The following is an 18,176-nucleotide window of genomic DNA, read 5'->3' as shown; positions in this document are numbered from 1 at the left end:
GGTGACCCGGGTTCCGGCAGGCAATCCCCCGGCCTCCCGGAACCGCCTCGGCCCCATCGGCCTCCCCCCGCCGATGGGGCCGAGTGCTGTCCGGACGGGTCTACCGCAGGTGGGACGTGTCGTTGAGCAGCCGTACGGAGGCGTTGCCGTCCGCGTAATAGGCCACGGCCGATACGGACGCCGCCGAGAGCTCCATCCGGAACAGCGACTCCGGCGGTGCGCCCAGCGCCAGCCGGACCAGCGTCTTGATGGGCGTGACATGCGTGACCACGAGGACCGTGCGGCCGGCGTACCGGGTGACGAGACGGTCGCGGGCGGCGGCGACGCGGCGGGCCACCTCGGCGAAGCTCTCGCCGCCTCCGGTGGGGGCCGCCTTCGCGGAGGCGAGCCAGGCGTCCAGATCGGCGGCGTACCGCTCCTTCACCTCGCCGAACGTCAGGCCCTCCCAGGCACCGAAGTCCGTCTCGCGCAGCCCTTCCTCGATCCGGACCTCCAGGCCCAGCCGGGCCGCGACCGCACCGGCCGTCTCGCGGCAGCGGCGCAACGGGGAGCTGACGATCTCCTGCACCGTCCCACGGGCGGCGAAGGCCTCGGCGGCACGCTCGGCCTGCCCGCGGCCGACGGCGGAGAGCTCGGGATCGGTGCCGCCGCTGCCGGAGAACCGCTTCTCGGGGGTGAGGGCGGTCTCGCCGTGGCGGAGCAGCACGAAGGTGGCGGGCGCACCGAGGTCCGGGGAGGCGCCCCAGCCGACCTGCGGGGTGGCGGAGGCGGCCTGCGGGCTCCCGACGGATGCCTGCGGGGCATCGGCCAAGGCCTGCCCGGCCTCGGCGGCGGGCCGGTTCAGCGCCGCCCTGGCCCTTGCCGCCCCGGCCGTCGCGTCGCCGGGCGGGCCGGAGACCGGCGGCAGTGCGGCGGCCACCGAGGACCTCGGGGTGTCGAGGGCCGCCGTGGAGGACGACGGCTCCCACTGCTTGCCGCGCTTGCCCGCGTCCATCGCCTCGTTGGCGAGCCGGTCCGCGTGCTTGTTCTTCTCGCGCGGGATCCACTCGTAGGTGACGGCGGACGCCGGAAGGATCCGGGCGGCCTCGGCCGCGAGCGGCTTCATGTCGGGGTGCTTGATCTTCCAGCGGCCCGACATCTGTTCCACGACCAGCTTGGAGTCCATCCGGACGTGCACCCGCGGTCCGCCGCCGTCCGAGCCGTCCGGCACCAGTGCCTTAGCGGCCCGGAGTCCGGCGATGAGGCCCTTGTACTCGGCGACGTTGTTCGTCGCGACGCCGATGTACTCGGCCGCCTCGGCCAGGGTCTCCCCCGTCGCCGGGTCGATGACGACCGCGCCGTAACCGGCGGGCCCCGGGTTGCCCCGGGAGCCGCCGTCGGCCTCGACGACGAACTGGCGCGGCTGCGTCATTACAGACCCGAGTCCGCGGTGCGGACCAGGATGCGGTGGCAGTTCTCGCAGCGCAGCACCGTGTCGCGGGACGCGGCCTTCACGTCGTTGACCTCGGTGATGTTGAGCTCGAGGCGGCAGCCCTCGCAGCGGCGCTGGTAGAGGCGGGCGGCGCCCACCCCGCCCTGCTGGGCGCGGAGCTTGTCGTACAGCTTGAGCAGGTCCGCGGGGACGGAACCGGCGACGACCTCGCGCTCCTTGGTGACCGTCGCGGTCTCCGTGTCGATCTCCTGGGTCGCGGCGTCCCGGCGGGCGGTGGCGTCGTCGACCTTGGCCTGCACGGCGGAGACCCGGTCGGTCAGCTCGGTGACCCGCTCCTGGGCGGACTCGCGGCGCTCCATGACTTCGAGGACGACGTCCTCCAGGTCACCCTGGCGCTTGGCGAGGGAGACGATCTCGCGCTGGAGGCTCTCCAGGTCCTTGGGCGAGGTGACCGCGCCGGAGTCCAGGCGCTGCTGGTCGCGGGCGGCGCGCTGGCGCACCTGGTCGACGTCGTGCTCCGCCTTGGTCTGCTCGCGGGCGGTGTCGCTCTCCTCGGTCGTCGAGGCCACGAGGAGGTCACGGAGCTGGGCGAGGTCGGCCGTGAGCGACTCGATCTCGGCGTGCTCGGGCAGGGAGTTGCGCCGGTGCGCAAGCTGGGAGAGACGCTGGTCGAGGGCCTGGACGTCGAGGAGTCGGATCTGGTCGGCGGGCGCGGCGTTCAGTTGGGGGCTCCAGAAGAGTGGTGGGTGGTCCAGGGGTCGGTGACCTGCTTCGAGACATGGACCCGCAGGTCCCATCCGTGGCGGTCGGAAATCGCGTCGAGCTGTGCCGCGGCCTGTTCGCACCACGGCCACTCGGTGGCCCAGTGTGCGGCATCGACCAGGCCGAGCGACGAGTGCTGGACGGCCTCGGAGGCCGGGTGGTGGCGCAGGTCCGCGGTGAGGAAGGCGTCCACGCCCGCGGCGCGCACCGCGTCGAAGAGGCTGTCGCCCGATCCGCCGCTCACGGCGACGGTCCGCACGAGAGACTCGGGGTCGCCCGCGAGGCGGATGCCCTGCGCGGTGGCGGGCAGCCGGGCGGCGGCCCTGGCGGCGAACGCGCCGAGGGTCTCGGGGTGGTCGAGCGTGCAGATCCGGCCGAGGCCGCGGCGGCCGGCGGGGTCCGTGGGGTCCGGTACGAGGGGCCGCTCGACGCGCAGGTCGAGGGCGCCGGCCAGGGCGTCGGAGACGCCGGGGTCCGCGGAGTCGGCGTTGGTGTGGGCGACGTGCAGCGCGATGTCGTGCTTGATGAGGGTGTGCACGACCCGGCCCTTGAAGGTGCCGGCCGCGACCGTCGTCGTACCGCGCAGATAGAGCGGGTGGTGGGTGACGATCAGCTGGGCGCCGAGCTTCATCGCCTCGTCGGCGATCTCCTGTACGGGGTCGACGGCGAAGAGCACCCGGTCGACCTCGGCGTCCGGATCACCGCAGACGGTGCCGACCGCATCCCATCCTTCGGCCCGCTCGGGCGGCCACAGGGCGTCGAGCTCGGCGATGACTTCAGACAGACGGGGCACGAAGGAAAGGCTACCTGGCCTCCGTGCCCCGCATCCCATGGCCGGTCGGACCCGGGGCATCGGGCGGTCGGCCGATCATGAATCGTTACGCGACGCCGCGTGGTGAACGGTTATGCGGCGCCGCGTGGTGAACCGCTGAGCGGCGCCGCGTGGTGAACAGCTGCGCGGCGCCGCGGGGCCTCGCGGGCCAGGTCGTTACTTGACGAGGTCCGCGCGCAGGTCGTCGAGGACCAGGTTCGCGGCCGTGACGCCGAGACCGAGGTACCAGGTCTCGTCGGAGACGTTCTTCGCCCGGCCCTCCTTGACGGCCGTCAGGTTCTTCCACAGCGGGTTGGCCTGGGTGGTGTCGCGCTTGGTGGCCTTCACGTCGCCGTACACACCGGTGAAGATCCAGTCGGCGTCCGCCTCGTCGATCTTCTCCGGGCTGATCTCCGCGGCCAGCTCGTTGATCTGCTGGTTCTTGGGCCGCGGCAGGCCTGCGTCGTCGAGGATGGTGCCGATGAAGGAGGCCTTGGCGTAGAGGCGGATCTTGTCCGGCAGGTAGCGGACCATGGAGATGGTCGGCTTCTTCGGGCCGATGTCCTCGCCGAGCTTCTTCGCGTTCGCCTCGTAGGCGCCGAGCGCCGACTTCGCCTTGGCGGTCTTGTCCAGCGCCGCGGCGTTGAGGAGGTAGTTCTCCTTCCAGGTGAAGCCCGGGCGGATGGAGAACACGGTCGGCGCGATCTTGGACAGCTCGTCGTACTTGTCCGCGGCGCGCAGCTGGCTGCCGAGGATCAGGTCGGGCTTGAGCCCGGCGATCGCCTCAAGGTTGAGGTTGTTGATCGTGCCGACGTTCTTGGGGTCGCCCGCGGCCTTCTTCAGGTACGACGGGATCGCCGCGTCGCCCTCCGAGGGGGCGTAGCCCACCGGCTTCACGCCCAGCGAGACGACGTTGTCGAACTCGCCGACGTCGAGCACGACGACCCGCTTCGGGGCCGCCTTGAGCTCGGTCCTGCCCATGGCGTGCGTGAGGGTACGGGGGTACGTGCCGGCCGGGGCGTCGGTGCCGTACGCCGCGGTCTTCTTCGCCGCGTCGCCGAAGTCCTTGCCGCCCGTCGCGACCGCGGCCTTCTTGTCGGCGCCGGCCTCGGACTTGCCCGAGGCGCCGGAGTCGCCGTCATCGCTCCCGCAGGCCGAGAGGGACAGGGCGGCCACTACGGCCAGGCCGACTGCGGCGGTGCCGCGGCGACGAAGGGACATCACTTGCTCCAGTCGAGGATCACACAGGTAATTCTTAGGAATGCCTAACCTTAGGCACCCCGCATCTCGGTGAGCACACCCACCCCCGCCTTCTCAGGCGAATCCGGGCATCACCACCCTTATGTGTGAAGTGAGGTAGCTCGTGTTGTTCGGCAGGGAGTGCGAAAACTAGCTTCGGTTGCCGGAGGTGATGACCCGATGACTGCCTGTGCCATCGAGGACGGGACCGCTGAGGCGGCCGGAACCGGCGAGACGGTGGAGCCGGGGTCCGACGAGCCGGCGGAAGCCGAGGAGGTGCCGGACCCAGCTTCGGCCCCGGCCCTGGCCCCGGCCGGGAGTGCGGCGGCTCTGCCGGAGCCGCTGGAACGGGTCGGGCCGGTCGGGCCGGAGGCTCCACCGGAGCCGGTCGCGTCGGCGGCGGCGCCAGAACCGGTCGCGTCGGCGGCGCCGGAGCCGGTCTCATCGGCGGGCCCGCCGGAGCCGGTCCCCGGCGAAACGCTCCTGCCCGCGTTCACCCTCACTGCCGACGGCGCCTACGCCGCGCGGCTCACGACCGCCCGTGGCTCCGCCGACCCCGCCACCGGGGCGGAAGCGGGAGACGGGACCGCCTGGTACGCGGAGCGCTGGACGCTGGACGGCCCCGAGCCGTACGCCGTGCCGCTCCCGCTGGACCAGCCGGAGGAGGCCGACTCGCAGGTGCTGCCGCTCGCCGACGGCCGGGTGCTGATCCTTCGCCGGGTCGCCGGCCGTCATGCCTTCTCGCTGCTCTACCCGACCGGGCCGGGCACCGGTGAACTCCCGCTGGGCGCCATCGAATGCGCCCGGCTGACCCTGCTGCCGCCCTCGCCGGACGGCGTCAGCGCGTACGCCCTGACAGTCGGCACGTACTCCACCGGGCTCTGGCTGGTGGCGGGCGGCGCGTTCGGGCCGGAACACATCGCGGACCTGCCGGGGCGCTGCTCCGGTGGGGTGTGGCTGGACCGGGCGGGCCGGCTGCTCGCCCTGGACCGGGAGCCCGCGGGCGGCGGCCCGGTGAAGGCGGTCGCCGTGGACCTGGGGCGCGGAGCCGAGATGACTCCCCTGCTCCAGATCGCCCCGGACAGCAACGACCGGCTGCTGCTCGCCGATCCGGACAGCGGTCTGCTGCTGATCCGCTCCGACGCGCCGGGGCACGACCGGCTCGGCTGGGGGGTGCTGGGCAGCTGTCTGCCGGTGCGCTTCCCCGAGTGCCTGCGTCTGCCGGACGTCGCCGTGACACCGTTCGCGGTGCAGCCGGGGCAGATGCTGATGCCGGAGAGCTGCGCGGTGGCCCTGCGGATCGACGGGGCCGCGGGCAGCTGGGCCGGGATCTGGCGCCCGTCGGGCCGTCGGCTGCACCACCTCGCCGCGCCCGAGGGCTGGCTCGCCGGCAGCGGGGTCTGGTCGCGCGACGGCGTACTCAAACTGCCGTACTCGAACGGGGACACGGCCTGCGCGGTGGCGCTCCTGACGGCCCCCGCCGACGTGGAGCCGGCCGGGCACGCGGCCCCGGACACGGCCCCGGCGGGCTGCGCGGAAAGCGGTAGGCAACCCTCCGCCGCTGTGGCGCCTCCTCCTGTGTGCAGACCCGTTCCACTGGGGCAGGCGCCTCTCGTGGGACGTACGGCACCTGACTAGAGTTGGGCCGGGGATCTCACGCAATCGCGCACCGCGGTCGCCGACGGTGACCGTTTCCCGGGCGGTGGCGCGAGGGCCCCGGAGGCAAACACGTAAGCGATCACAACGGGGTGACTTCCCAGATGTCTGAGGCGCGATCCGACACGACCCAGACGCGTCCGCCGGGGGCGGACGCGCAACGGGCCGAAGCCGGCGGCTCCGGAAAGCACCGAGGAGGTGTGGCGACGGACGACACGGCAGCACAACCGCACGGCCGCCACCGCCGCCCCTCCGAAGGTGGCAGCAGGGCGGCCTGACCCGCCGCCCAGGAAGAACGAACGAGGGAGAGGAGGGCCCCCGCAGCCGGCCGGCTGCGGGGCCCTCCTCTGTGCCCGTGCGAGACAGGTTCAGCCGCGCTTGAGGCCGAGCACCTCCGCCGCCGCGAACGTCTCGTTCGGCGGCCGGTCCGCGTAGTACGGGGTGATCAGCTCGTCCAGCTCGTCGAAGGAGAACGTCTCCTTCACCGCGTCGAACTTCGCCGCCACCTTGGGACGTTCGACGATCGCGATCATCCCGCCGTGCACCACGAGCAGTTGTCCGTTGACCTTGGCGGCGGCCGGGGAGGCCAGATAGCCGACGAGGGGCGAGACGTGCTCGGGTGCGAGGGCGTCGAGCCGCCCGTCCTGCGGTTCCTGGAAGCCCGCGAAGACGTCCTCGGTCATCCGGGTCCTGGCGCGCGGGCAGATGGCGTTGGCGGTGACGCCGTACTTGGCCAGGGCCAGCGCGGTGGAGGTGGTCAGTCCGACGATGCCGCCCTTGGCCGCCGCGTAGTTGGGCTGGCCCGCCGAGCCGGCCAGGAAGGCCTCCGACGAGGTGTTGACGATCCGGCCGTAGACCGGGCCGCCGGACTCCTTGGAGCGGGACCGCCAGTGGGCGGCGGCGAAGTGCGTGGTGTTGAAGTGGCCCTTGAGGTGCACCCGTATGACCGAGTCCCACTCGTCCTCGGTCATCGAGAAGATCATCCGGTCACGCAGGATGCCCGCGTTGTTGACCAGGATGTCGAGCTTGCCGTACGTCTCGACGGCCAGTGCCACCAGGGCGCGGGCCTGCTCGTGGTCGGAGACGTCGCCGAGGTGGGCGACCGCCCGGCCGCCGGCGGCGCGGATCTCCTCGGCGACCTCCTCGGCCGGTGCGGCCGACGCCTCGCCCGAGCCGTCGCGGCCGGGCTGCCCGTAGTCGTTGACGACGACGGCCGCACCGAGCCGCGCCAGTTCAAGCGCTTCGGCCCGTCCGAGGCCGCGGCCGGCTCCGGTGACGATCGCGGACAGTCCGTCCAGGGGAAGTGACATCGGTTCTCGGGGTCCTCTCGGGAGGGGGCGGGGCGGTGAGGCCGTCAGAGTTCGATGCAGGTACGCAGCGACTCGCCGGTCCGCATCTGGTCGAGGGCGTCGTTGATGCCGTCGAGCCGTACCCGGTGGGTGATCATCGATTCGAGGTCGATGCGGCCGGCCCGCCAGAGCGCGATGGCCCGCTCGTACGACCGGAGCACGTCCCCGCCTCCGTACATGGAAGGCAGGATCCGCTTCTCGTCGAAGAACAGCTCGAACATGTTGACCTGGAAGTTGTCGTCCATGGCGCCCGCGCCGACGATGCACAGGGTGCCGCCGCGCCGGGTGTTCTCGTACGCCGTGCGGGCCGTGACCGACTTGCCGACGACCTCGAAGACGTAGTCGAAGCCCTCGCCCGCGGTGATCCGCTGCTTGGCGTCGGCGAACTCGTCGGGCGAGACGGCCTCCGTCGCACCGAACCGCAGCGCCGCCTCGCGACGGGAGGCCACCGGGTCCACCGCGACGATCTGGGCGGCGCCCTGCACCCTGGCGCCCTGGATGGTGGAGATGCCCACGCCGCCGCAGCCGATCACGGCGACCGACGAACCGGCCTCCACCTGGGCGGTGTTGATGGCGGCCCCGAGGCCGGTGGTGACCCCGCAGCCGATCAGCGCGGCGATCTCGAACGGCACGTCGTCGGGGATCGGCACCGCGCAGCCCGCGCCGACGACGACCTCCTCGGTGAAGGTGCCGGTCCCGGCGAACCCGAAGACATCGCCGCCCGGACGCTTGAAGTTGGGGGTGCCCGCGTTCATGAAGCCGGCGAGGCACAGGTGGGTCTGGCCGCGCTTGCAGGCCTGACAGGTGCCGCAGGCAGGCAGCCAGCAGACCAGCACCCGGTCCCCCGCACTCAGCCCGGTGACCCCGTCACCGACGTCGATGACCTCGCCGGCGCCCTCGTGGCCGGGGATGAAGGGGGCGGGCTGCGGCAGCACCCCGCTCATCGCGGAGATGTCGGAGTGGCACAGCCCGGTGGCCCGGACGCGAAGCCTGACCTTTCCGGGGCCGAAGCCCACCGCCTCGACGTCGTCGAGTACTTCGAGTTTGTCCTGGCCTATCTCGTGCAGTACGGCTGCGCGCATGGTGCGGCTCCCCTCACGGGCGTGCGGTGCATGTGGAGTGGGTTCGGATTCGGTTTCGGTTTCGGTTCGGGTTCGGGTTCGGGTTCGGGTTCAGGAGTGCTCGACGAAGGTGTCGCCGAGGACCGTGGCGTTGTCCCGTTCCACGGCCTTCACCTCGACCCGCACCTCGTTCTCGGCGGTCCACATCTCGATGCGGAGGGTCTCGCCGGGGAAGACGACCCCGGTGAACCGGGTGCGGTAAGAGCGGATACGGGTCACGTCGCCGCCGAGCACCGTGTCGGTGACGGCCTTGAGCGTCATGCCGTAGGTGCACAGTCCGTGCAGGATCGGCCGGTCGAAGCCCGCCTTCGCGGCGAAGTCCGGGTCGGCGTGGAGCGGATTCCAGTCCCCGGAGAGGCGGTACAGCAGCGCCTGGTCGGGGCGGACCGGACGTTCCACGACGTGGTCGGGGGCCACGGCCGGATGGGCCACTCGCTCGGACGGGCCGCGCTCGCCGCCGAATCCGCCCTCGCCTCGCACGAAGATCTGGGAGTCGCTGGTCCACAGCGGTCCGTCGTCGTCGGCCGCCTCGGTACGCAGCACCAGCACGGCCGCCTTGACCTTGTCGTACACCGCGGCGACCTTCGAGGTCACCACTGCGCCGCCCTTCACCGGGACCGGCCGGTGCACCCGGACGGTCTGCCCGCCGTGCAGGACGGCCGCGAGGTCGATGTCGACCCCGGGTGCCGAGAGACCGCCGGCCATGGCCCTGCCCGCGCCCGCGACCGTGGCGAAGGAGGGCAGCACCTGGAGCCGGGACTCCAGCGTGTAGCGCAGTTCGCCGGGGTCGACGGCGGGGTCGGCGAGGTCGGGGCGGGCGCCTGCGCCGACCCCGAGGTGGTAGAGCTGGACGTCCTTGTGGTCCCAACTGATCCGGCTGGTCCGGGGTTCGGCAGCGAGAGCTTTTTCGGCATCAATGGGCATGGGGAAGCTGCTCCTCGACAGTGGAAGACCTCGGCGCGGCCGTCCGCACCGTCGGCCGCACCGAGGTCGTGCGGGGACCGGAGACCACGCCCGTTCTAGAACGCGTTCTAGCCGGTTGGCCCTATGTATAACGCAGCGCCCAGCACTTGTGAAGACTACTGACGTCTCGTCAGATTCCCTGCCGGGCCGCCCGTTTGCCCCTCTCCGCGGCCCCCCGCCGGCCATGACATTTGTCATCGCCGAGTCCGTACATGCGCATCTGCCGGGACGCGCTCACGCTCCGTAGCGTGGTCCTCATGAAACAGACGGCGGGGAACGAGGCGGCGGTGGTCTTCACCGGAGCGGTGAAGTCCTTCGGGCGGGCCGGACAGAGCGTGCGGGCCGTGGACGGGATCGACCTGACCGTGGCACGGGGCGAGACCGTCGCCCTCCTCGGGCGCAACGGCGCGGGCAAGTCCACGGCGATCAGCCTGCTGCTCGGGCTGAACGAACCGGACGCCGGCACCGTGCGCGTGTTCGGCCGCACCCCCGACCGGGCGGTGGGAGCCGGTCTGGTCGGCGCCATGCTCCAGGACGGCCGCCCCATCCAGCGGGTGACCGTGCGCGAACTGATCACCTTCGTGGCCTCCACGTACCCGAAGCCGCTGCCGGTCGCCGAGGCGCTGGATCTGGCGGGGGTCACGGAGTATGCGAACCGGCGGATCGACAAGCTCTCCGGCGGCCAGATCCAGCGGGTCCGGTTCGCCGTCGCACTGGCCGGCAGTCCGGAGCTGATCGTGCTGGACGAGCCGACCGCCGCCCTGGATGTGGAGGGGCGGCATGCGTTCTGGGAGTCCATGCGCGCCTATGCCCGGCGCGGCAACACCGTGCTCTTCTCCACGCACTATCTGGAGGAGGCCGACGAGAACGCCGACCGGATCGTCGTCATCGACCGCGGCCGGATCGTCGCGGACGGCAGCGGCGAGACCATCAAGGCCGCGGCCGGCCACAGCCAGGTCTCCTTCGACCTCGCGGGGCGCCCCACCGCGGGCCTGGAGCTGCTGCCCGGTGTCGTCACCGTCGAGGTGACCGGGGACCGGGCGGTGCTGCACACGGACGATTCCGACGCCACCGTCGTGGAGCTCGCCCGGCTCGGCCTGGTCCGGGGCCTCCAGGTCTCCCTGGCCACGCTGGAGGCCGCTTTCCTCTCCCTCACCGCCCCAGGGGCCATCGCTCCCGGGACCACGCACCAGGCCGAGAAGGAGTCCGTCTGATGTTCCGCTACATCGTGCTCGAAATCCGCCGGACCCTGCGCGACGCCACCTTCCTCGTCTTCGGCGCCGGAATGCCCGTGATGATGTACCTGATCTTCACGAACATCGGCGGCGACGACGGATCCGACGGCTGGAAGACCGCCTCGATGGTCGGCATGGCGGCATACGGGGCGCTCGGCTCGGCCATGGCGATCGGTACGGGGGTCTCGTCCGACAAGTCCCTGGGCTGGCTGCAGCAGTTGCGGGTCACCCCGCTCTCCCCCACGCACGCGGTCGTGGGCCGGGCGATCAACGGTTCGGTGACCGTACTGCCGACGATCCTGACGGTGCTGCTGGCCGGCGGACTGCTCAACGGCGTACGGATGGCAGCCTGGCAGTGGATCGTCCTCGTCCTGCTGCTCTGGATCGGCGCGCTGCCCTTCACCCTGCTCGGCCTGGGCAACGGCTACCGGCTCACCCCGCAGGGCACCGGAGTGGTCAACGTCGCCTGCCTGATGGGCTTCGGCGTCGTCGGCGGGCTGTGGTTCCCGCTGGAGCTGCTGCCCGAGTGGCTGCGGTCCGCCGGAAGGTTCACTCCCGCCAACCGGTTCGCCGACCTGGGGTGGGCGACCACCGAGGGCCACGCACCGGGCGCCACCACCCTCGCCGTACTCTCCGCGTGGCTGCTGCTGTTCGGCACGTACGCCGTGATCTCGTACCGTCGGTCCGCACGGACCGTGTGACGGGAGTGAACATGCCAGGAATTGCGCCGGGGAACGGAAGACAAGCGCGGAAGGAACGGCGCCGGTTGCGGAATGAGGGACGCCGCCCCGGCCCGCCGGGACCGTACGCCCTGCTGCCCTGGCTGCTGATGGGCCTGGGCGCCTTCTCCAACCTCTTCCAGGGCGAGACGGCCAACCCCTGGATCGGCGCCATCGGACTCCTCGCCTTCAACTCCCTCTACATCTCCGTGGTGTTCCGCGGATTCGTCAAGGAGAAGCGCGAGAGCCCGGTGTCGTACGTCCTGCTGGGCGCGCTGGCCGTCATCACCTTCGGCCTCGCGATCGGGTACGGCGGCAGCTGGCTGCTCTTCTTCCCGCTGCTCTCGCTGGCCTGCGGAACCATCCTGCGCCACCGGAAGCTGGGGATCGGGCTGCTCGGCCTCGCCGTGGCCGCGAGCCTGATCGCCGCGTGGCGGGGGGACGGCGCGGCGACGCCATGGACGCTGGGGTACGGGACGTTCATCTCCGGCGGGGTGACGGCCGCGATCCTCACCCTGTCGGAAACGGTGATGGAACTGCGCGCCACCCGGCAGGAACTGGCCCGTACCGCCGTCGAGAAGGAGCGGCTGCGCTTCTCCCGCGACCTGCACGACCTGCTGGGCCACACGCTCTCGGTGATCGTCGTCAAGTCAGAGGCGGCGCGCAGGCTCGCGCCGCGCGACATGGACGCGGCCCTCCTCCAGGTCACCGACATCGAATCGGTCGGACGCCAGGCACTCACCGAGATCCGCGAGGCGGTCACCGGCTACCGCGAGGGCAGCCTGGCCACCGAGCTCGACCGGGCCAGGTCCGCGCTGACCGCCGCCGGCATGGAGCCGTCCGTCCGGCGCTCGGGCCCCCCGCTCGCACCGCAGACGGAGGCGCTGCTGGGCTGGGTGGTGCGGGAGGCCGTCACCAACGTGGTCCGCCACTCCACGGCCACCACCTGCGCGTTCGTCGTCGACGGAACCGCCGACCGGGTCCGCCTCACGGTCACCGACGACGGCCGCACCCCGGCGCCGCCGCCCTCCCCGGGCATAGGCGGCACCGGCCTCAAGGGCCTCACCGAACGCCTCGCCGTGGCGGGCGGCTCGCTGGAGGCGGGGCCGGGACCGTCGGGCGGCTTCGTGGTGACGGCTGAGCTTCCGGCGGACGCGCCCGGGGAACAGGGTGGCGACGCGGGTGCGGCCCCTACCCTGTCCCCGTGAACGAGATGCCGCAGGATCACCGGCCGACCAAGTCCGTACGGGTACTGCTCGCCGAGGACCAGGGCATGATGCGCGGCGCGCTCGCTCTGCTGCTCGGGCTGGAGCCGGACATCGAGGTGGTCGCCCAGGTGGGCGCGGGCGACGAGATCGTGGCCGCCGCCCTGATGTCCCGGCCCGATGTGGCGCTCCTGGACATCGAACTCCCGGGCCGCAGCGGCCTGGACGCGGCCGCCGATCTGCGCGAGGAGGTGCCGGACTGCCGGGTGCTGATCCTGACCACCTTCGGCCGGCCGGGCTATCTGCGGCGCGCGATGGAGGCCGGTGCTGCGGGGTTCCTGGTGAAGGACGGCCCGGTCGAGGAGCTCGCGGTGGCGATCCGGCGGGTGCTGACCGGGGAGACCGTCATCGACCCCGCCCTGGCCGCCGCCGCCCTGAGCGCGGGGCCGAGCCCGCTGACCGCGCGGGAGCGCGATGCGCTGGTGGCCTCGGTGGACGGGGCGACGGTCGCCGACATCGCACTGAAGCTGCACCTGTCGGAGTCCACCGTCCGCAACTACCTGTCCGCGGCGATCGGGAAGACGGGCACACGCAACCGGATGGAGGCGGTCCGGGCGGCCCGCCAGCAGGGGTGGCTCTGAGGGCGGGCCGGTACCCGGCGCAGCCCTCAGCGCTTCGCCGGCCCGTGGCGCGGCAGCCAGACGACCATCAGCAGCAGTCCGCCGAGCAGTACCCCGCCCGCCGTCCGGAAGGCCAGTGCGTAGCCGGCCGTGAGCTCCACCGCGTCCGTGGAGCCCGCCGTGCGGGCCGCGGCGACCGTGGAGAGCACGGCCAGTCCGAGGGCGCCGCCCATCGTGCGGGACGTGTTGACGAGGCCGGAGACCAGACCCGCCTCGCCGGGGGCCGCGCCCGAGGTGGCGAGGGTCGCGAGCGGGGTGGCCGCGAGGCCGGTGCCGGCCATCATCAGCACGCCGGGCAGACAGACCGCGGTGAGGTACGCGCCGTCGGCCGTCATCGTGGACTGCCAGCCGAAGCCCGCGGCGGCCATCGCCGTGCCGATCAGCGCCAGGTTCTTCGCGCCGGTGCGGACCATCAGCCGCGGCGCGCACTTGGAGCCGACCACGACGGCCACCGAGGTCGGCAACAGGGCGAGTCCGGCCTCCAGCGCGGTGTAGTCCAGGACGTTCTGCGCGTACACGGTCATGAAGTACCACATCGAGAACGTGGCCGAGCCGATCACGAACATCGCCACGTTCGCCGACGCCACCGCCCGCGCTCCCAGCACCCGCAACGGCATCAGCGGCTTCGCGGTGCGGGCCTCCACCAGGACGAACAGGGCGAGCAGCGCCACTCCGCCCAACAGCGGCAGCAGGGTCGCGGCCGCGGTCCAGCCCGACTCCTCGGTCTGCACGATGCCGTACGCGACCGAGGCCAGGCCCGCCGTGACGAGCAGCGCGCCCAGGAGGTCGATCCGGCTGCGTTCACCGGCCCGGCCCTCGGCGAGCCACAGGGCGGCGCCGGCCAGGACGAGCACCCCGATGGGTACGTTGATGAGCAGGACCCACCGCCAGGACAGGGCGTCGGTGAGCACCCCGCCGACCAGTCCGCCGGCCGCGCCGCCGCCCGCGCCGACGGCCATCCAGGTGCCGATGGCCCTGGTCCTGGCGGGGCCCTCGGGGACGGCCGCGGTGAGCAGGGTGAGGGTCGCGGGGGCGAGCACCGCGGCGCCGAGTCCCTGGGCGGCGCGGGCGGCGAGCAACTGCCAGCCCTCCTGGGCGAGTCCGCCGGCCAGTGAGGCGGCGGTGAACAGGCCGAGGCCGACGAGGAACATCCGCTTGCGGCCGTAGAGGTCGGCGGCCCGCCCGCCGAGCAGCATGAATCCGGCGAACGCGATCGCGTACGCGTTGAGCACCCACTGCAGTCCCGCGGCGCTCAGCCCCAGGTCGGTGCGCATGGACGGGAGGGCCACGTTGACGACGGACACGTCGAGCACGACGAGGAACTGCCCCGTGCAGGCGGCGAGCACGACCGCCCAGGTACGGGTCCGGGTACCGCTGCTTCGGCGTGTGGGCGTCGAGACGTCAACCATGAACGTCATACTCGCAGCCGCCCCGTGCCCCGTACATCGGTTTCCAGGCCGTATCGGCCTCGGTCCGGCGGCGTAGGACCGAGGCGCTCCACCCGGCCCTCAGCGGCGCAGGAGTGTCACCACCGCCGCACCGCCGAGACCGATGTTGTGGGCGAGCCCGGTCCGCGCGTCCGGCACCTGGCGGGCCCCGGCCTCGCCCCTGAGCTGCCAGGTGAGTTCGGCGGCCTGGGCGATTCCGGTGGCGCCGAGCGGGTGCCCCTTGGAGATCAGCCCGCCGGACGGATTGACCACCCAGCGGCCGCCGTAGGTGGTGGCGCCGGACTCGACGAGCGCCCCGGACTCGCCCTCGCCGCACAGTCCGAGCGCCTCGTAGGTGAGGAGTTCGTTGATGGAGAAGCAGTCGTGGAGCTCGATGACGTCGAGGTCGTCGGCGCCGACGCCCGCGGTCTCGTACACCTGTCGTGCGGCCTCCCGCGACATGGGCAGGCCGACCGCGTCGATGCAGGTGCCGGAGGCGAAGGAGGCCTCGGTGTCGGTCGTCATGGCCTGGGCGGCGATCTCGACGGCCCGGTCGCCGAGGCCGTGCTGCTCGACGAAGCGCTCCGAGACGACGACGGCCGCTGCCGCCCCGTCGGAGGTCGGTGAGCACTGGAGCCGGGTCAGCGGGCGGTGGATGGGCTTGGCGGCGAGGACCTCGTCGACCGTGTACGGGTCCTGGAACTGGGCGTACGGGTTGTTCGCCGAGTGGCGGTGGTTCTTGGCGGCGACGGCGGCGAGCTGCGCCTCGGTGGTGCCGTAGCGCTCCATGTGCTCCCGGGCGGCGTTGCCGAAGATCTGGGCGGTGGGCGGGGTCATCTCGAAGCCGTGGGCGGCGGCCATGATCCCGTAGTGCCGGGCCACCGGGGACGTCTTGAAATCGCCCGCGCCGCCGTCGGACCCGCCGCCGCCGAGCGATCCGCGTGCCATCTTCTCGAAGCCGAGCGCGAGGACGCAGTCGCTGCCGCCGCCCTCGACGAACTGGCGGGCCATCATCAGGGCGGTGGAGCCGGTGGCGCAGTTGTTGTTGACGTTGTAGACGGGTATCCCGGTCAGGCCGAGTTCGTAGACGGCGCGCTGTCCGGCGGTGGAGGCCTGGAAGCAGTAGCCGACGGCGGCCTGTTCTATGTCCTCGTACGCGACCGAGGCATCGGTGAGCGCGGCGGTGCCGGCCTCTCTGACCATGTCCCAGTACTGCCAGTCGCGGCTCTCGGGCTTCTCGAACTTCGTCATGCCTACGCCGACTATGTACGCCTTCATATCGTGTCCTCTCTCAGTCCCGCGGGAGGCCGAGGATGCGCTCGGCGACGACATTGAGCTGAACCTGCGTGGTGCCGCCCGCGATGGTGAGGCAGCGGGACATCAGGAAGCCGTGCACCGCCCGCTCCCCCGCCCCTTCGCACACCGCGCCGTCCGGGCCGAGGAGTTCGAGGGCGAGTTCGGCGACCTTCTGCTGGTGGGCGGTCTGGACGAGCTTGCGTACGGAGGCTCCCGCGCCCGGTTCCAGTCCGGAGACCTGCTGGAGCGTGGTGCGCAGCGTGATGCAGGCCAGCGCGTGCGCCTCGGCGGCCAGTGCCCCGATCCGGGCCCGGCAGGCGCCGTCGAGTCCTTCGGCGCGGCCGATCAGGGCTTCCAGGCCGGTGTCGAAGGTCATCTGGTCGGCCATGTGGACGCGTTCGTTGCCCAGGGTGTTGCGGGCGACCTGCCAGCCGCCGCCGGCCTCGCCGACGAGGGCGTCGTGGGGCAGCAGGACGTCGTCGAAGTACACCTCGTTGAAGAGGGATTCGCCGGTGATCTCCTTCAGCGGGCGGATGTCGATGCCCTCGGTGTTCTTCATGTCGACGAGGAAGTAGCCGAGCCCTTTGTGCTTGGGGGCGTCCGGGTCGGTCCTGGCGAGCAGGATCCCGTGGTCGGCCCACTGGGCGGCGCTCGTCCACACCTTCTGGCCGTTGATCCGCCAGCCCTCGGGGGTCCGTTCGGCCCGGGTGCGCAGTGAGGCGAGGTCGGAGCCGGCGCCGGGTTCGGAGAACAGCTGGCACCACAGGAGTTCGCCGCGCAGGGTGGGCAGGAGGTAGCGGTCCTGCTGCGCGGCGGTCCCGTGCGCGATGAGGGAGGGCACCACCCAGGTGGCGATTCCCAGGTCGCTCAGCTTCACGCCCTGCTCACGCAACTCCTGCTGTACGGAGAGCTGTTGTACGGGGCCGGCGTCCAGCCCGTAGGGCGCGGGCAGATGCGGGGCCGCGTAGCCGGTGGGGGCGAGGGCGCGGCGGGCGGCCCTCGGGTCGAGGCCGCGGGCGGCGGCGACGGCCTCGCGGGCCGCCGTGCGGTGGGCCGCCGCCTCGGCCGGGAGTTCCAGGGCGAGTTCGCGGCGCGCACCGTCCCCGGCCAGCCGGACGGCCCGCTGCCGGTGGTCGTCGCCCGCCCCGAGCAGCTGCCGTGCCACCAGGGCGCGGCGCAGATACAGATGGGCGTCGTGCTCCCAGGTGAAGCCGATCCCGCCGAGGATCTGGATGGCGTCCTTGGCGCAGCTGTACGCGGCGTCCAGGGCGGTTCCCGCGGCGAGCGCGGCGCTCAGGCCCCGTACACCCTCCGGCTCTGCGGCCGCGCGGGCGGCGTCCCAGGCCAGGGCGCGGGCCTGTTCGACGCGTACGAGCATGTCGGCGCACAGGTGCTTGACGCCCTGGAACTGTCCGATGGGTCGGCCGAACTGTTCGCGGACCTTGGCGTGTTCGGTGGCGGTGTCCAGCGAGCGGGCAGCGGTGCCGCAGGCCTCGGCGGCGAACAGGACGGCGGCGAGGTCGCGGACGAGGCCGGAGTCGGTGCGCAGGGTCCGTCCGGCGGGGACCAGGACCCCGTCGGCGCGGACCGCGGCGGTGGGCCGGGTGGGGTCGGCGCTGCGGTGCGGGCGCACGGTCAGGCCCTGCGCCGCGGTGTCGACGGCGAACCAGCGAAGGCCGGTGGCCGAGGCGGCGGGCAGCAGGAGCAGGTCGGCCTCGGCACCGGAGAGCACCGGCGGCAGCTCGCCGTCCAGAAGGTGGCCGTCCTCGCGCTCGACGGCGGTGAGACCGCCGGGGGCGAGGGCGACGGCCCCGATGCGGGTCCCGGCCGCCAGCTCGTGCACCAGCTCACCGGCGCCCGCGGCGTGCAGGACGGCGGAGGCGAGTGCGCTCGCCAGGTACGGGCCGGGCAGTGCGGCGCGGCCGGCCTCTTCGAGGACGACGGCGAGGTCGAGGAGATCGCCGCCTCCGCCCCCGTACGTCTCGGGCAGATGGATGCCGAGCAGCCCCTGCTCCGCGAGGCCGTCCCAGTACGCGGGGCGTGCGCTGGGCTCGACGGGGCGTGCGGCGGGGGCGTCCGCGTCGAGCAGTTTGCGGATTTCTCCGGGCGGCACGGCACGTGCCAGCCAGCCCCGCACCGCCTGCGCGAGCTCCCTGTGTTCTTCGGTGATTCCGATGCCCATGCGGATCCTCGCCGGTCGCAGCCACTGGAACGGCGCAAGAGTAGAACACGTTCCAATCTGACGGAAGGTCAGATGAGCGTCGACTTACGACCGGCCCGG

15 protein-coding genes are annotated in these 18,176 nt (G+C 72.4%); 5 read left to right on the top strand and 10 right to left on the bottom strand.

The genetic code is table 11. The annotated features are described in order from the left end of the window. Nucleotides 1-100 precede the first annotated feature (100 nt). The 4 genes from OG912_RS25450 to OG912_RS25435 all read right to left on the bottom strand — a co-directional run bounded on the left by OG912_RS25450 (nucleotide 101) and on the right by OG912_RS25435 (nucleotide 4,226). A complete protein-coding gene (locus OG912_RS25450) occupies nucleotides 101-1,411 on the bottom strand; it encodes a bifunctional RNase H/acid phosphatase (protein WP_327711404.1) in 1,311 nt (436 codons plus the stop codon). Next, nucleotides 1,411-2,154 (bottom strand): zinc ribbon domain-containing protein, encoded by a 744-nt coding sequence (locus OG912_RS25445; protein WP_326740584.1) that lies wholly within the window; start codon nucleotides 2,152-2,154, stop codon nucleotides 1,411-1,413. Before OG912_RS25445 ends, OG912_RS25450 begins: the two co-directional genes overlap by 1 nt. Next, nucleotides 2,151-2,987, bottom strand: a complete 837-nt coding sequence (locus OG912_RS25440) for a Nif3-like dinuclear metal center hexameric protein (protein ID WP_327711403.1) — start codon at nucleotides 2,985-2,987, stop codon at nucleotides 2,151-2,153. Before OG912_RS25440 ends, OG912_RS25445 begins: the two co-directional genes overlap by 4 nt. Before the next feature lie 195 nt (nucleotides 2,988-3,182). Then, nucleotides 3,183-4,226, bottom strand: coding sequence for an ABC transporter substrate-binding protein (locus OG912_RS25435; protein WP_327711402.1), 1,044 nt, complete (start codon nucleotides 4,224-4,226; stop codon nucleotides 3,183-3,185). 198 nt (nucleotides 4,227-4,424) lie between these two features. On the opposite strand from OG912_RS25435, the gene OG912_RS25430 reads away from it, so the two are divergent. Continuing rightward, entirely contained in the window at nucleotides 4,425-5,882 is a 1,458-nt protein-coding gene (locus OG912_RS25430; protein ID WP_327711401.1) for a hypothetical protein, read from the top strand. 386 nt (nucleotides 5,883-6,268) lie between these two features. On the opposite strand, the gene OG912_RS25425 is transcribed toward OG912_RS25430, so the two are convergent. From OG912_RS25425 to OG912_RS25415, 3 genes are all read right to left on the bottom strand, one after another. Beyond that, the gene (locus OG912_RS25425; RefSeq protein ID WP_327711400.1) at nucleotides 6,269-7,210 is read right to left on the bottom strand and encodes a 3-oxoacyl-ACP reductase; all 942 of its coding nucleotides are present in this window, start codon (nucleotides 7,208-7,210) and stop codon (nucleotides 6,269-6,271) included. 44 nt (nucleotides 7,211-7,254) lie between these two features. Further along, nucleotides 7,255-8,331: a Zn-dependent alcohol dehydrogenase gene (locus OG912_RS25420; RefSeq protein WP_326735901.1), complete on the bottom strand. Its 1,077-nt coding sequence runs from the start codon at nucleotides 8,329-8,331 to the stop codon at nucleotides 7,255-7,257. 90 nt (nucleotides 8,332-8,421) lie between these two features. Next, nucleotides 8,422-9,294, bottom strand: coding sequence for a MaoC/PaaZ C-terminal domain-containing protein (locus tag OG912_RS25415; protein WP_327711399.1), 873 nt, complete (start codon nucleotides 9,292-9,294; stop codon nucleotides 8,422-8,424). 296 nt (nucleotides 9,295-9,590) lie between these two features. Between OG912_RS25415 and OG912_RS25410 the strand changes: the two genes are divergently transcribed. The 4 genes from OG912_RS25410 to OG912_RS25395 all read left to right on the top strand — a co-directional run bounded on the left by OG912_RS25410 (nucleotide 9,591) and on the right by OG912_RS25395 (nucleotide 13,133). Further along, nucleotides 9,591-10,547 carry an ABC transporter ATP-binding protein gene (locus tag OG912_RS25410; protein WP_327711398.1) on the top strand — a complete coding sequence of 319 codons (957 nt, stop codon included), beginning with the start codon at nucleotides 9,591-9,593 and terminating at the stop codon, nucleotides 10,545-10,547. After that, nucleotides 10,547-11,269, top strand: a complete 723-nt coding sequence (locus tag OG912_RS25405) for an ABC transporter permease (protein WP_327711397.1) — start codon at nucleotides 10,547-10,549, stop codon at nucleotides 11,267-11,269. Before OG912_RS25410 ends, OG912_RS25405 begins: the two co-directional genes overlap by 1 nt. 65 nt (nucleotides 11,270-11,334) lie before the next feature. Next, the gene (locus tag OG912_RS25400) at nucleotides 11,335-12,495 is read left to right on the top strand and encodes a sensor histidine kinase (RefSeq protein WP_327711396.1); all 1,161 of its coding nucleotides are present in this window, start codon (nucleotides 11,335-11,337) and stop codon (nucleotides 12,493-12,495) included. A gap of 5 nt (nucleotides 12,496-12,500) precedes the next feature. Then, the gene (locus OG912_RS25395; RefSeq protein WP_326740585.1) at nucleotides 12,501-13,133 is read left to right on the top strand and encodes a response regulator transcription factor; all 633 of its coding nucleotides are present in this window, start codon (nucleotides 12,501-12,503) and stop codon (nucleotides 13,131-13,133) included. Between the two features lie 26 nt (nucleotides 13,134-13,159). Here the strand turns inward: OG912_RS25395 and OG912_RS25390 are convergent, their stop codons facing one another. From OG912_RS25390 to OG912_RS25380, 3 genes are all read right to left on the bottom strand, one after another. Then, a complete protein-coding gene (locus OG912_RS25390) occupies nucleotides 13,160-14,590 on the bottom strand; it encodes an MFS transporter (RefSeq protein WP_327711395.1) in 1,431 nt (476 codons plus the stop codon). A gap of 90 nt (nucleotides 14,591-14,680) precedes the next feature. After that, nucleotides 14,681-15,877, bottom strand: a complete 1,197-nt coding sequence (locus tag OG912_RS25385) for a lipid-transfer protein (RefSeq protein WP_327711394.1) — start codon at nucleotides 15,875-15,877, stop codon at nucleotides 14,681-14,683. A 13-nt stretch (nucleotides 15,878-15,890) separates the two neighbouring features. Then, entirely contained in the window at nucleotides 15,891-18,077 is a 2,187-nt protein-coding gene (locus OG912_RS25380; protein ID WP_327711393.1) for an acyl-CoA dehydrogenase, read from the bottom strand. Between the last annotated feature and the right edge of the window lie 99 nt (nucleotides 18,078-18,176).

Origin of the sequence: Streptomyces sp. NBC_00464 (assembly GCF_036013915.1) — a bacterium.
In the GTDB taxonomy this organism is placed as follows: domain Bacteria; phylum Actinomycetota; class Actinomycetes; order Streptomycetales; family Streptomycetaceae; genus Streptomyces.
The sequence above is the reverse complement of the archived record's forward strand: the minus strand, read 5'-3'. Positions and strand labels throughout refer to the sequence as shown.

What these genes read in the sequence shown, in the direction of transcription:
- OG912_RS25450 (WP_327711404.1), bottom strand. Translation starts at nt 1,411, where the DNA reads ATGACGCAGCCGCGCCAGTTCGTCGTCGAGGCCGACGGCGGCTCCCGG.
- OG912_RS25435 (WP_327711402.1), bottom strand. Translation starts at nt 4,226, where the DNA reads ATGTCCCTTCGTCGCCGCGGCACCGCCGCAGTCGGCCTGGCCGTAGTG.
- OG912_RS25430 (WP_327711401.1), top strand. Translation starts at nt 4,425, where the DNA reads ATGACTGCCTGTGCCATCGAGGACGGGACCGCTGAGGCGGCCGGAACC.
- OG912_RS25425 (WP_327711400.1), bottom strand. Translation starts at nt 7,210, where the DNA reads ATGTCACTTCCCCTGGACGGACTGTCCGCGATCGTCACCGGAGCCGGC.
- OG912_RS25420 (WP_326735901.1), bottom strand. Translation starts at nt 8,331, where the DNA reads ATGCGCGCAGCCGTACTGCACGAGATAGGCCAGGACAAACTCGAAGTA.
- OG912_RS25415 (WP_327711399.1), bottom strand. Translation starts at nt 9,294, where the DNA reads ATGCCCATTGATGCCGAAAAAGCTCTCGCTGCCGAACCCCGGACCAGC.
- OG912_RS25410 (WP_327711398.1), top strand. Translation starts at nt 9,591, where the DNA reads ATGAAACAGACGGCGGGGAACGAGGCGGCGGTGGTCTTCACCGGAGCG.
- OG912_RS25405 (WP_327711397.1), top strand. Translation starts at nt 10,547, where the DNA reads ATGTTCCGCTACATCGTGCTCGAAATCCGCCGGACCCTGCGCGACGCC.
- OG912_RS25395 (WP_326740585.1), top strand. Translation starts at nt 12,501, where the DNA reads ATGCCGCAGGATCACCGGCCGACCAAGTCCGTACGGGTACTGCTCGCC.
- OG912_RS25390 (WP_327711395.1), bottom strand. Translation starts at nt 14,590, where the DNA reads ATGACGTTCATGGTTGACGTCTCGACGCCCACACGCCGAAGCAGCGGT.
- OG912_RS25385 (WP_327711394.1), bottom strand. Translation starts at nt 15,877, where the DNA reads ATGAAGGCGTACATAGTCGGCGTAGGCATGACGAAGTTCGAGAAGCCC.
- OG912_RS25380 (WP_327711393.1), bottom strand. Translation starts at nt 18,077, where the DNA reads ATGGGCATCGGAATCACCGAAGAACACAGGGAGCTCGCGCAGGCGGTG.